Source organism: Nocardia otitidiscaviarum NBRC 14405 (assembly GCF_000308635.1).
GTDB classification, from domain to species: Bacteria; Actinomycetota; Actinomycetes; order Mycobacteriales; family Mycobacteriaceae; genus Nocardia; species Nocardia otitidiscaviarum.
Genome location: NZ_BAGD01000279.1, coordinates 64,945 through 76,380, shown reverse-complemented (window position 1 = coordinate 76,380; position 11,436 = coordinate 64,945). Strand labels below are relative to the sequence as shown.

Here is an 11,436-nt window from a genome sequence, read left to right as displayed (position 1 = left end):
GACCGTCGCCGGGCTAGGAACCGCTAGGTGTGAGGAGTTGCCAAGATGGCCAATAGGCAGAGTCAACCGGGCGCGCTCAAAGCCGCGCGCGAACGGGCGGCAGCGGCCGCGCGGGCGGACCTGGACAGGGCGGCCGCGATTCATCGCGCGTTCAACGAGTTGTTCACCGGGGAAGAGCGCATAGCGGACAAGCTGGAACAAGCGGCCGCGCGGCGAGATGCCGCGATCAACAAGGCACACGTGGCCTACGAGCGGACCACCTCCAAAGCGCTCGCCGCTCAGGGCCGGATACTCGCGCGATTGCGGGCGCTGGGACTGAATGAGTCGGATCTCATCGAACGAACCGGGCTCACACAGAGCGAACTGCGCAAGCGGCTGCGGGCGCTCGAGCCGGAAGCCGAATCGGCGGCCGCGTCGGTCTCGGCGAGCGGTGGCGCGGTGACCGACGGAAAGACACCGACTCGTGGAAGCGAGCAGGCACCGACTCCGCCGGTGGCGGACAAGTCGGCGGCTGATTCCGGGCGGCAACCGCTAGGCGCAGCGGACAGCGGGGCGAGTCCGTCGGCTCCGGCCTCGTAGTCGAGTGGTGGTACGGCAATGGGTTCGGCCGATTCGTCTCGCCCCGACGGCGAGCAACTGAGCTTCTGGGTTGCCGCGCGGGCCAATGGGAGCGGCTCGGGTCCGGGCGGTTCATCGGCGGCCGCGTTATCGGCTCCGCGACCGCTGGCCGTGGGGGATGCGGTGGAGGTCGCGCGCTTCGAGGCGAAGATTGTGCGCGGTCCGGCTGTCGGCGACTGCTGGATATGGATTGGTGCCCTAGGCAATGACGGGTACGGGCGATTCTGGGTCACCCGGGACGGAATGGATGTGATGGTGCGGCCGAGCCGCTATGCGGTGGCGCTGGCCACCGGTGAGCCGGTACCGCCGGACCTGGTAGCGATGCATGATCGCTGCGACAATCCGATCTGTGTCCGGGCCGCGTGGGTCGGCACGTCACCGCCGCATGTTGTGCTCGGTACGCAAGCGGACAACCTGTCCTCCATGGGCAGCAAACGGCGCGGCGGCGGGCAGCGGCCGCTGTGGAAGCACGACGGGCTGACCCGTGCGGAGCGCGTGGCGCGCTCCAAAGCGCTGCGGGATGCGGTGCGTACCGGCTGGAACGGGGATGCGGTGCGGCGGGCGCTGCTGGTCGGCGGTGGCCGTCCGACGCTGTTCGGTGCGGACGGGATGCCATGACCGGGCTCGGTCGTGGGAGACGCTAGGCGCTGCGCGCGGACAGGGCGGGCGGCGGGGACCATGAAAGGGGCGGTGATGGTTTCTCAGATCGTGGGGGTTGCCGCGCTCGTAGCGCTGGTGGCGCTCGTGTCCTGGCTGATCGGCTCGGCGGTCGCGCGGTGGGTGGGGGCACTCTTGGTCCTCGATAGCCTGGTCAGCCTGGCGGCGGCTCTGCTGTTCCCTGGTCGGCTGGTGGTGGCGCTGGGGTACCTGGGCGCGGGACTGGCGCTGTGGCTGTGCGGGCATCGGCTGTACCTCGCCAAGTATGGGCGGTGGCGCTCGGCGCTGGCCGCTCGAGCGTTCGCACTGCCTGGCCTCCGTGCGCTGGTGCGGCCTGCGGCGGCACCGTAGTGTGGAACACTCTTCCGGGCCGGAATCGCGTTCGCCGGGAACTCTCTATGAGGTTCCCGGCGAACGTGCGGGCTGGCTCGTCCTCGGGCGGGTGAGGCCAATACTCAGAACGGCGGTTCGTCATACACTTCCGGCGGTCCATCACTCCAGAACGTTGCGGGCGCGTCGTCTTCGTCGTAGTGCGGCGGTTCGCCCGTGCTGTCCTCGGCGGCGTAGCGGTCGGGGTCGGGCTCGCAGGGGGGCGGCGGAAACCGGCCGTAGCGCGGGTACTCGGCTTCGAGGTCGGTCACCCGGGGAGCCGCGTGCGCCATCCGGATACGATCTCGCACGCCGAGTCGGTGTGCGGTGATGGACTGAACGCGGCGTCGTCTGAACTCGTTGCGCAACGCCTCGACCTGCTGCCACCACATGCGGGCGTGTTCGTCTCCGTTCGGGGTGGGTCCGAGTACGTGGCATTCGGCGATGGCCGCGCGCTTGCTCACGCGCGCGTAGTCGAGTTCGGATATCAGCTGGCTCATGCTCAAATCTTCGAGGCGCTCGTGTCGACAGCCAGCGAGTAGCGCGGGGTCGAATCGACTCCGCTCCTCCTGGTCGCTTCGCTGGGCCTCCCATGCGCTCGCTTCGTCACGCGCCAACACTTCGGCGCGCATCCGGTCGAGCTCGGCGCGCGCGGCCGGGGACATGCTCAGCCGGGCGGCGGCGGTGCGGATACGAGTGAGAGGGTCGAGGGCACACAGTCCGGCGGCGGCCGCGATCGTGAGCAGCGTGCTCGCGGCTCCGGCGGCGAAAGCGGTACCTGCCCGCGTCGTGATCATGACTGGAGTCCTTCCGAGGGTTCTGCGGCGCGAATAGAGACGCGCCGCGGGGTGTGCATGTAGTTGGTCGGTGCGGCCGCCTACGGCCCGTCTGGGGTGCGTAAGCGGCCTCGGCGGCCCTCGCCTGAGCGGTCGCGGTTCGGCGGGCGGGTCGGGCCCTGCGCTCCTGCGGGACGTAGGCGGCTTGGGGGCGGCGGGACCGGCGGCCACTGGGCGCGGCCGCCGGTCTTTCCGTCAACCGGTCGGCTGCTCGTCGCTGCGGCGGCCCTGAGCGTCGAAGCTGACGCGTTCTCCGGCGCGGTTGGTAATTCCCGTGATCTTGTTGATGGGGTATTTGTTGTTCCATCCGGGGGCCACGTCCAAAGTGACCGTGGTTTTGTTGACCCGCACGACGGGTTCCGGGCGGACGTGCCCGCGAGCGTGGACGTAGTCGCCGGGGCGGATCATGTCCGGGGTGAATACGACGGCACCGGCGGCTTGCGCGGCGGCGAGCAAGCTGCGTTGGTGGGCGATCTCGTCGGCGCGCTGGGCGATCTCGGCCACCAGGCGAGCGCGGTAGTCGCCGCGCGCGGCGGGGCATTCCTCAATGATCGGGGTTCCGGTCTGGCCGTTGATACCCAGCGAGCGGCGGTATCCGTCGCGGCGGCGCTCGGCGGCGCGCTGCTCGGCTTCGAGGCGCGCTATGCGGCGCTGGATCATGTCGGGGGGCTCGGGGGTGGTGGCGTTGCTCTCGGCCACCTGGGCGCGTTGCTCGGTCGCGGCGGCCTTCGCGCGGGCCTCGCTTGCCTGGCGCGCGGTGCGGTCGGCGGCCTCGTGCAGGCGTTCGTGTCGGCGCTGGGAGTGGTGGCCGTACTTGATCGGCTCGCCTCCGGGCGGCAATGAGTCGTGTGCGCGGGCTGCGCGGGCGTCGGCGGCGTCGGCGGCCGCACGGTGACGCTCAGCCTTGGCGTGCACGGCGGCGGCGTAGGCGGCGCGGTCGGCGGCGCGGTCGGCGGCGACCTGGGCAGGGTCGCGGTGGGTGCGGTCGATATCGACGGTCACCGTGTACCCGGCGGTGGTCAGCGCTTCGACGGCCGCGTTGATAACCCATGTCGTCGGCTGGCGGTCGCGGGAGCGGTACACGATCCACTGCGACAGCGAGCGGGACCACTTCCAATAGCGGCCGATCCGCTGCTCGAGCGCGGACATGATTTCGTAAGTTCCGTCGCCGTACTGGGTTCCCTCCAACCGGGTGCCTTCGGCGGCGGTGTGGGCGATGGTGAGTGTGTCGGTCATGACTCCAACTGTACCAACTGTACGAACAGTACGACATAGATTCTGTGTGATGCGCGCCACTTCTCGCCGCTCCGCCCCGCACGAGGCGGCGGGGCACCTGCGGAACCGCGTGCGGGAGCGCGGCGCATCCGCGCCGCGCTCCCGACATCCGCCCACAGGATTCGCACCGGCGGCGGCCGCACGGCGCGGTCAGTCCGCGACTACCTGCGCGGTGCGGGCCGTCGTCCACGCCTTCGGCAGGTGTCCGGCGCTGGCGAGTGCGTGGAGGCGTTCGGCCGTCTCGGTTGCGTGCTCGTACAGCTCGGCGCGCGCGTCGGCATAGCGCGCGGTCACGGCCGCGTCCTGATCGCTTCCGGGCTCGTCGGTGTACCGCGCTGTGTGGTCCTCGATGGCGCGCACGTCGGCCCGGAAGTCGGCGAGTAGCTGGTCCGCGCGGGCGGCCTCTGCCGTCCGATCGGTCCTGACCAAGGTGTATCCGTACCACTCGGCCAGCATGTCCAGCACTTCGCGGCCGGTCGGCAACGGCGTGGCGTCGGCCTGCTCGCGCTCGGCGGTGGCCTCGGGGGTCTTGCACGTCGTGCACCGGTCCGGGCATCCGCCATAGGTGCAATCGAGCGAACCGAGACCGTCCAGCGGGTACCCGTCAAGGCTGGTGGAATCGAGATGCCAGCGGCCTTCGGCGAAGTAGAAATAGATCTTGCCGTGATCCTCGTAGCGATGCTCGGCGGCGTCCTGGTCGTCGGCGGCCGGGCCGCTGTCGGCAGTCGGGGGAGCCCAGCACATGACAACCGGGCGCGCACCGGTGAGCCGCTGCCACAGTGTCGGCGCGACCGTGAGGCGCAGCGGGCGGTCGTCGTCGGCGCGCGGTGCGGCGTCGCGTGCGAACTTCTCGACGACGTGGCGGGCGGCGTCGCCATCCGTCGCCGCGCTGAGGGTGCGACCCTCATAGGTCACCCGCAGCTCACGGTCGGCGCGGTATGCGGGGAGCAGGGCGGCGACTATCCGCCACGCCTGCGCGTGGGTCAACGACTCGGGGTGCAGGGGCGCGCCGTAGGTGCGACGCGCCAAGTCGTCCAACTGCGTGAAGTTGTCGGGCTGCACGGTGACGGCGAACGGCAGGGATGTGGTCATGGTTGCTGTCCTTCGGTCAGTCGGGGTGGTCAGTGGATGCTGTCGAGCCATTCCGCGTACTCGATGCGGTCGCGGCGGTCGGCCTGGTGGAGGCTCAGACCCTCGTATTCGGCGGCGTGGGAGTCGCACAGCGTGGTGAGGTCGGGGTCTTCCTCGTCGGTGGCGGGGCTGGCGCACCAGGGGCATTGCGGGCGCATGCGGGGGCCTCTCGTGGTCAGCTGGCGAGCGGGGCGGCGGGGGCGGCCGCGGTGGCCTTGGCGGCCGCGATCTTCTCGCGGTATCCGTCGAAGTTGCGGGCCGGGGCGAAGGTTTCCGCGTCGTCGATTAGCTTGCTGGCGCGCTCGAGGTCTCCGGCCTTGAACGCCTTTCCGGCGGCCTGCACCTGGGCGTCGGCTTGCGCGGCGCGGGCCTGGGCACCGGCCGCGCGCTCGGCGGGGCTGCGCGTCAGCAACTCGGGCCGCTCGGTCAGTACCTCGACCAACGCCCGGTGCACCGGAGTCAATCCGTATTCGCTGACCAGGGCACGCAAATGGCCTTCGGCGGTGTAGCGCGCCGCGTCGTCGCGGCCGAAACCGAACACGGTGCCGTAGTAGTGGGCGGCGTGGTCCTCGGCGGCGTAGCGAATGATGAGGCGTTCAACCGGGGTGAATGTGTGCATGGTGGGGGCTCCTTCGGCGGGTGAGGGGCCGACGGGGGACCGGGCGGTTAGCGGCCGTCCGGTCCCGTGCTCGGCCTAGGGGTGGGGTTCTACTTGATGCGCTGGGCCGCGCGGATGAGTCCGCGTGCCTCGGCCCACAGAAGTTCGGCGGTGTCGAACTCGCATTTGTCGCGGTACTCGCGAGCGAGGGTGACCACGTGGCGCGCGGCATCGACACAGAACGTCTTGCGCGCGGCGGCATAGTCGGCGTCGCTCTGGCCGTCGACGCGCTCGGGGTAGGCGTCGCTGTCCGGCTCGCTCGTGCGGGCACCTTCACAGAACAGAGCGGCGTACACATCGGCGCGGTCGGCGCATTCCGATCGCCACGCGGTCATATCGGCGACGGATTCGAGTCCGGGCACTTCGGAGTCTTCGGCCAATCCATTTTCCTTGCGGTAGCGGGCGGCGAAGTTGCGCATCCGTTCGACCTGGCGGACGGCTTCGGCGAGCAGATCGGGAACCGATCCGCACCGCAGCACCCGAATCCACGGTCCGTCTTGCCACGGCTTGACGCGATGCCAGTAGCGGAATTCGAAGCGCTCGGGACCGACTTCGACTTCGTATCGGTGCTCGAGGTCGCCGGGCTCGTAGTCGATTCGCTCGGCGGCGGCCGCTCCGCCCTTGTCCCCGTTGACCTCGGCGGCCCACTGTTCCCACGTGTCGACGGTGAGTTCTTCGGCGCGCATGGCCATCTCGTAGGTCCATTCGGCGATCCGGGGGACCTGGTACTCGGGCGATCCCCAGTGCAGATAGAACGATGCGCGGCCGGTGGGGGTAATGATCGTGGTTGTAGAGCGAGAGCCCATGGTGTGGTGTCTCCTTCGGTGGTGGTGATGGTGGATGCGAGACCGGTGGGCCGGGCGGTTAGCGGCCGTCCGGCCCTACCGGTCTCGCGGGGAGGAATCGGGTCAGCTGCCCGTGCCGCGCAGTAGCACACGGAATCCGGCGGCACGGTCGCCGCGCAGCTTCTCCACGTAGGACGCGACCCGTTCGCGGTCGATATGGTCGAGGTGCTGCGCGCGAATCTCGGCGGTGCGCTCGTGCTCCGGCAGCGCGGCGATACGCAACAGCTCCCCGTCCCACGCGCGGGCGTACTGCGCCTCTCGGCGCAGCGCGTCCGCATAGACATCGACCCGCTTGCGGTCGACGTCGTGCACGCGCTGCGCGCGCATCTCCGCCGTACGCTCGTGCTCCGGCAGCGCGGCGATACGCAACAGCTCCCGGGTCCACGCATGGTCGGCCTCCCGCGACGCGTCGGCATCGGTGATCAGCACGTACCGGCGGCTGCTGTGATCGTGGTACGCGCTGCACTCGAGCTGGTCGCCGTTCTCGACCGGGCTCAGACGCGCGTACCGCTGGGGGCACCGGGTGCTGAAATCAGGCTGCGACATTGGGTTCTCCTTCTGTGTGATCTGATCCCCTCCAACACAATCAACTGTACCAACTGTACGAACTGTGCGAATCATTTCGGAGAGTGATCTACATCACACCTAGCGGTTGCCGCTGCGGGTCTACTCAGCTGCGCGCCGGGCCGCGCGCGTGGACCTCGCTCCACGGGGTGGCGGCGGGGCCCTCGGGCCCGAGAACGTCCCACCGCACGGCCTCGGCGCTGCTGTCCCACGAGGCGCGGGCAACGAGATCGTCCAGCAAATTCCAGCGGCAATCCTCGTGGTCCTCGCGGGTGGTGCGCACTACGGCGACGCACCAGCTCCAGCCGTTGCCGTAGTGGTGCACCGACTCGCGCAACTGCTCTTCGGCCCAGCGGCGGGCCTGGGCCTCGGTGTCGTGGATGGCTTCGGCGGCGTCCTCGCGGGCGTGGGCGGGCGGAACGTTGCTGAGCAGGGTCACGAATACGTAGTCGTTCACGGAATATCCTTCGGGTAGCGAATGATTGAGTGATCGCGCAACGGCGGCGCGGACGCTAGAACCGGGTCCGCGTCTGAATGGGGGCGATCGGATGTCGGGCTCTACTGGTGGGCACGCTCCGCGCAGCGCGCGGTGAGTGCGTCGGCAAGGGGTTGGGGGGCGGTGACCGTGTCCCCGGTCCGGGTGCCGTACGCGTGTACCCACAGGGGGCGGCCATCGGGGCCGAACGCGGTGTCGACGGTCCATCCGTCCTCGCCGTCCAACCGCGACAGGCACAGGATTTCGCCGGTGTCGACGACTCGCACCGTGGCGTCGTCGCCGTCGACGGCGCTACCGAACACGGTGCTGTGCGGGCGGCGGCCTAGGTGGCTCAGTTCGAAATTCATTGTCGGGGTGCCTTTCTCCGTAGATCGGCGCGCGCCGCGCCTGCTCCTGCCTCGAGGGCGGGCGCGACGCGCGCCGGGGAATGGGTGGAGGGCGGACACTCGGAACTACCGGGCAGTTAGCGGCTGTCCGGGCCTCGAGCGCGGCCCGGGACTAGCGGGGTAGTACCGCCTGGTCCAAGCACGCGAACGCCTGATCGTCGCTGGCTCCCAGCTCGGTGGCGAGTCGCACGACGGCGGCGGCGGCCTCGTGGGCGGCCTCGGTCAGCGCCTCCCGGCGGGCGGCGTCGCGGAACTCCGGGGCGTCGCCGGTCAGGGCGGTGTGTCCCGCGCGCACGGCGGCGGTGAGCGCGGTCAGCGCGTATGCGCTCGGGTGGACGGTCGCGGCGGTGGTGGACATTGGGTGACCTCCTCGGGTCGGTTGGGGGGTGTTGCTGGGGATGAGGTGATCCAGGCAGGACCGGGCGGTTAGCGGCCGTCCGGTCCCACCGGGACCGGTTGGGGTCAGCCCTGTTGCTTGATCTCGCGCATGTTCGCGGCGAGCTTCCACAGGGCTCGATTGAGTCGCACGTCCTCGGTGACGCTGTTCACCGGGCGGGTGCGCGCCTTGCGGTCGTTGCGGGTCCTGCCGTCCAGACCGCCCTTGATGAGGTTCTCCTGCACGCGGTTGAACGTCGACCACAGATCGGGGTTGTTGTCGGCGGAGCGGCGGGCCGCGAGCAGCTGCGTGGCTGCGACCGGGGCCGGTTTCTCCTCGGAATTCCAGCGCAGTTCCCTGGCGGCGTCGGCGAACGCCCGTTCTTCGCGGGAGGACAGGGGAAGGGCCTTCATTTCGTCGCGCTCGGTGGTGACGAGTTCGAAATTCTCGAGGACGCTGTACGCGCCTGCCACCACATCGTCAATGACGTTTTTGCCGGTGTGGCGGATGCGTACGTCTTCGATGGTGTCCCCGCACACCATCCCGTTGGTGCACACGAACCGGAACATTCCGGCGAGCATCTGGTAACTGGATGTTCCGTCGTGGCTGTTCAGCAGGATGATCTCGTTCGCTTCGGTGGTGGCGATGTCGCGGGCGTGGCGCAAGCGCAGCATGTGCTTGGTGAAGTCGCGGCGGTCCTCGTTGCGCACGCGGGTCTGTGCTGCGGCGAAGGGCTGGAATCCCTCGCGCTGCAAGGCGTTCAGCACATCCACGGTCGGGATGTAGGCGTACAGGGCGCTGCGGGTCTCGTGGGGCTCGGTGGCGAAGATGCTCGGCACGACGCTGCGAATCGCGTCGTGGCTGAGCGGGCTCGCTGCCCTTCGCCTGGATGGCCACGGGGTTGCGGAAGCTGGATGCCAGTGCCATTTCTCGTACTCCTTACGGCGATTGCGGATGTGCTGTCGGGGGTGTGGTCTTCCTCTCTCCCAACACATCTAACTGTACCAACTGTACGAACTGTGCGAACAACTTCGAGATGTGATCTGCGACACACATGACGACGCGGGCCGGAACTGGTGGTGTTCCGGCCCGCGCGGAATGTGGGGCGAACTGTCGTGCTGGCGGGGCTAGGCGCGGATGTCGGCGGTGGATGCCTCGCCGATCGTCACGCGTTCGATGTCGGCGAGCCCGTAGTCACGCTCGCGCAAAAAGCGCAGGTAGAGGGCTGCTATTTCGAGCCTGGCGTATCCGTGGGTCTTGTCGGGGTCGCCGACTCGCCAATAGTTCGGGGTGGCGTCGGTGGGCTGCATCCGCGCTTCGAATCCGCCCAACAACAAGGCGAAGGCGATCACGCGGGCGCGGGCCTCGCTGGCCTTCTCGACGGCTTCGGCGAGCTTGTCGGTCGTGAAACCGAGCAGTTCCGCAGCGATCGCGCGGCCCCTGTACTCGGTCAGCAGGGCGGGGTCACGGGTAAGTGCGGCGGCGGTCAGCTTGTCGGCCTTCGGGGGGAGTTTGCTGCCCTTGACCAGGGTTGCCACGAACTCGCGGCGCACCACGGTGGCGGCGCGGGCGGCCGCGTTGCAGCGAGTGGAACGCTCACGCTGTACGCGCTTCTTCTCTTCCCTCGCGGCCGCGTCTCCGCCGACCACGGACAGACCCTCGGCGGCAGGGGCGAGACAGAAGTACTCGGGTTTCCACCCGGTACGCACTTCGACTTCGCCACTGGCGTTTTCGGTCTTCACCTCACCTACCGCCAGCCACACCCCCCAGTGCTCGGGGGTCTTCACGTCCTCGCCGTTGGCTATCCGCCCGTCCGGACGGCGCAGGAAGTGCAGTGACACCTGTTCGTAGCTGTCATAGCGTGGGCACTCGGTCAAGATGGTGTAACCCGCGTCGGTGAGTTCGGCGCACAAGCGCGCGCGTTCGGCGCGGGCGTCGCGGTCCTCGCGCAACTGCTGGGCGACGTGGGCGAACTGCCCTTCGGCGGCGGCTTGCAGCAACTCCGCTTCGGCTTCCTCGTCACCCTCGAACTCGGCGAGCACCAGCGCTTCGGTGAGGCTGAGCTGTGAGGCGTCGACGGCGGCGCGGGCCGTGGCGGACTTGGCGACGTCGCGGGCGGCGGCGGCCCGCTTGCGGCCGATCCGCAGTTTCGCCCCTGCCTGGTTCGCCGAGAATCCGAGATCCATCATTTCGGTCACAGCGTCCATGACGTCGGTGTCATCGGCGGCGTACTGGTCGTGATTGGTGCTGAACTGCTCGCTGATCCGATCGGCCTCGGCGGCGACCGATCCGGACAGGTCCGCCGCGATGATCTCCACTTTCAGCTCGACACCGGCGGCTCGACAGGCGAGGGTGCGGTGTTGACCGTGGCGGATGGTCAGCACACCTTCGCTGTCGTAGTAGCCGTGGGCGGCGAACAGATTGCCACCCGACGCGCGAACGGCTCCGATGAGTTTGTTGTCGACTCGTTGACGCCGGTTCTTCTCCAACGCAACGGAATTCGGGTCAACCTTGGCCAGCGATCCCACGGGGTGCCGATCGGCTTCCGCGATCGGCGTCGGGGTCGTCGGGGCCTGGGCCTGGGCCGTGGCTGGGGCCTGGTCGACGGTGTCCGTAGCGCGCTCGATGGTTGTCATTTCGTCTGTCCCTCTCTATGGTTCTTGGGGATCGGGACCAGGCAGTTAGCGGCTGTCTGGTCCCGTTTCCGTTTCGGGTCGTCCTGGTGGCCTGGGCGGGGTCGGTCGACGGGGCGGGGCGCGGGCCTGCGGGGCGGTACCGCTCATGCGTCGCTGTCGGCGAGAATGGTGCACACCGGTTCGTCGTCGTCGCCGTAGCCGCGCTCGACGTACAGCGCGATAGCGGCCAGTCCGCCGCCCGCGTCGCGGCGGAACACCTGGAACGGCACGCGGTCGCCGTCGTGGTGCAGCACAGCGGCCGCGAGCGCGGTGCGGGCCCTGCGCAAGGTCTCGAGCAGGCGCAGGTGTTCGCGGCGTGGCTGGTCCGGACAGGCCACAGCGGCGCGGTGGGCGGCGCGGGTGAGCGCGACCGGGCGACCGAACTCGAATATTCGGGACTGGTCGGTGACGTCCACCAGGTGTCCCTCGGCGAGAGCGCATGCACGGGTGCACGGGTAGGGCGGTTCGGTGGCGAAGGGGTCGAGCGGATTGGGAATCATGCGGGGTTCGCTCCTCGGTGAGGCGAGCGGACCGGGCGGTTAGCGGCCGT

At 69.2% G+C, this 11,436-nt stretch carries 16 protein-coding genes; 3 read left to right on the top strand and 13 right to left on the bottom strand.

Annotation, left to right across the window (positions count from 1 at the left end):
• The first annotated feature begins 45 nt into the window (after positions 1-45).
• From ON31_RS32640 to ON31_RS32630, 3 genes are all read left to right on the top strand, one after another.
• Positions 46-579: a hypothetical protein gene (locus ON31_RS32640; RefSeq protein ID WP_039819063.1), complete on the top strand. Its 534-nt coding sequence runs from the start codon at positions 46-48 to the stop codon at positions 577-579.
• A gap of 162 nt (positions 580-741) precedes the next feature.
• Positions 742-1,236 (top strand): hypothetical protein, encoded by a 495-nt coding sequence (locus ON31_RS32635; protein ID WP_172544872.1) that lies wholly within the window; start codon positions 742-744, stop codon positions 1,234-1,236.
• A gap of 75 nt (positions 1,237-1,311) precedes the next feature.
• Positions 1,312-1,626 carry a hypothetical protein gene (locus tag ON31_RS32630; RefSeq protein ID WP_147287253.1) on the top strand — a complete coding sequence of 105 codons (315 nt, stop codon included), beginning with the start codon at positions 1,312-1,314 and terminating at the stop codon, positions 1,624-1,626.
• A 104-nt stretch (positions 1,627-1,730) separates the two neighbouring features.
• Here ON31_RS32630 and ON31_RS32625 read toward each other — a convergent pair whose 3' ends face one another.
• The 13 genes from ON31_RS32625 to ON31_RS32570 form a co-directional block, all read right to left on the bottom strand.
• Complete coding sequence (locus ON31_RS32625) at positions 1,731-2,441, bottom strand: hypothetical protein (RefSeq protein ID WP_039819062.1); 711 nt, start codon at positions 2,439-2,441, stop codon at positions 1,731-1,733.
• Positions 2,442-2,675: 234 nt separating this feature from the next.
• A complete protein-coding gene (locus ON31_RS32620; RefSeq protein WP_039819060.1) occupies positions 2,676-3,716 on the bottom strand; it encodes a DUF3560 domain-containing protein in 1,041 nt (346 codons plus the stop codon).
• Positions 3,717-3,905: 189 nt separating this feature from the next.
• A complete protein-coding gene (locus tag ON31_RS32615) occupies positions 3,906-4,847 on the bottom strand; it encodes a hypothetical protein (RefSeq protein WP_039819059.1) in 942 nt (313 codons plus the stop codon).
• Between the two features lie 29 nt (positions 4,848-4,876).
• Entirely contained in the window at positions 4,877-5,044 is a 168-nt protein-coding gene (locus tag ON31_RS37155) for a hypothetical protein (RefSeq protein ID WP_157533833.1), read from the bottom strand.
• Between the two features lie 17 nt (positions 5,045-5,061).
• Positions 5,062-5,505 carry a hypothetical protein gene (locus ON31_RS32610; RefSeq protein WP_039819057.1) on the bottom strand — a complete coding sequence of 148 codons (444 nt, stop codon included), beginning with the start codon at positions 5,503-5,505 and terminating at the stop codon, positions 5,062-5,064.
• A gap of 89 nt (positions 5,506-5,594) precedes the next feature.
• On the bottom strand, positions 5,595-6,350 hold the full coding sequence (locus ON31_RS32605) for a hypothetical protein (protein ID WP_039819056.1): 756 nt from the start codon (positions 6,348-6,350) through the stop codon (positions 5,595-5,597).
• Positions 6,351-6,452: 102 nt separating this feature from the next.
• On the bottom strand, positions 6,453-6,935 hold the full coding sequence (locus tag ON31_RS32600; RefSeq protein WP_039819055.1) for a hypothetical protein: 483 nt from the start codon (positions 6,933-6,935) through the stop codon (positions 6,453-6,455).
• 124 nt (positions 6,936-7,059) lie between these two features.
• Positions 7,060-7,410: a hypothetical protein gene (locus tag ON31_RS32595; protein ID WP_039819053.1), complete on the bottom strand. Its 351-nt coding sequence runs from the start codon at positions 7,408-7,410 to the stop codon at positions 7,060-7,062.
• Positions 7,411-7,511: 101 nt separating this feature from the next.
• On the bottom strand, positions 7,512-7,796 hold the full coding sequence (locus ON31_RS32590; RefSeq protein ID WP_115061712.1) for a hypothetical protein: 285 nt from the start codon (positions 7,794-7,796) through the stop codon (positions 7,512-7,514).
• 151 nt (positions 7,797-7,947) lie between these two features.
• Positions 7,948-8,193: a hypothetical protein gene (locus ON31_RS32585; RefSeq protein ID WP_039819050.1), complete on the bottom strand. Its 246-nt coding sequence runs from the start codon at positions 8,191-8,193 to the stop codon at positions 7,948-7,950.
• Between the two features lie 104 nt (positions 8,194-8,297).
• The gene (locus tag ON31_RS32580; RefSeq protein ID WP_115061713.1) at positions 8,298-9,206 is read right to left on the bottom strand and encodes a DUF932 domain-containing protein; all 909 of its coding nucleotides are present in this window, start codon (positions 9,204-9,206) and stop codon (positions 8,298-8,300) included.
• 132 nt (positions 9,207-9,338) lie between these two features.
• Entirely contained in the window at positions 9,339-10,847 is a 1,509-nt protein-coding gene (locus ON31_RS32575; RefSeq protein ID WP_039819049.1) for a hypothetical protein, read from the bottom strand.
• Positions 10,848-10,990: 143 nt separating this feature from the next.
• Positions 10,991-11,386, bottom strand: a complete 396-nt coding sequence (locus ON31_RS32570; RefSeq protein ID WP_039819048.1) for a hypothetical protein — start codon at positions 11,384-11,386, stop codon at positions 10,991-10,993.
• Positions 11,387-11,436 lie beyond the last annotated feature (50 nt).

Coding starts and splice junctions, on each gene's coding strand:
- ON31_RS32640 (WP_039819063.1), top strand. CDS start 46: ATGGCCAATAGGCAGAGTCAACCGGGCGCGCTCAAAGCCGCGCGCGAA.
- ON31_RS32630 (WP_147287253.1), top strand. CDS start 1,312: ATGGTTTCTCAGATCGTGGGGGTTGCCGCGCTCGTAGCGCTGGTGGCG.
- ON31_RS32625 (WP_039819062.1), bottom strand. CDS start 2,441: ATGATCACGACGCGGGCAGGTACCGCTTTCGCCGCCGGAGCCGCGAGC.
- ON31_RS32620 (WP_039819060.1), bottom strand. CDS start 3,716: ATGACCGACACACTCACCATCGCCCACACCGCCGCCGAAGGCACCCGG.
- ON31_RS32615 (WP_039819059.1), bottom strand. CDS start 4,847: ATGACCACATCCCTGCCGTTCGCCGTCACCGTGCAGCCCGACAACTTC.
- ON31_RS37155 (WP_157533833.1), bottom strand. CDS start 5,044: ATGCGCCCGCAATGCCCCTGGTGCGCCAGCCCCGCCACCGACGAGGAA.
- ON31_RS32610 (WP_039819057.1), bottom strand. CDS start 5,505: ATGCACACATTCACCCCGGTTGAACGCCTCATCATTCGCTACGCCGCC.
- ON31_RS32605 (WP_039819056.1), bottom strand. CDS start 6,350: ATGGGCTCTCGCTCTACAACCACGATCATTACCCCCACCGGCCGCGCA.
- ON31_RS32600 (WP_039819055.1), bottom strand. CDS start 6,935: ATGTCGCAGCCTGATTTCAGCACCCGGTGCCCCCAGCGGTACGCGCGT.
- ON31_RS32590 (WP_115061712.1), bottom strand. CDS start 7,796: ATGAATTTCGAACTGAGCCACCTAGGCCGCCGCCCGCACAGCACCGTG.
- ON31_RS32585 (WP_039819050.1), bottom strand. CDS start 8,193: ATGTCCACCACCGCCGCGACCGTCCACCCGAGCGCATACGCGCTGACC.
- ON31_RS32580 (WP_115061713.1), bottom strand. CDS start 9,206: ATGTGTTGGGAGAGAGGAAGACCACACCCCCGACAGCACATCCGCAAT.
- ON31_RS32575 (WP_039819049.1), bottom strand. CDS start 10,847: ATGACAACCATCGAGCGCGCTACGGACACCGTCGACCAGGCCCCAGCC.
- ON31_RS32570 (WP_039819048.1), bottom strand. CDS start 11,386: ATGATTCCCAATCCGCTCGACCCCTTCGCCACCGAACCGCCCTACCCG.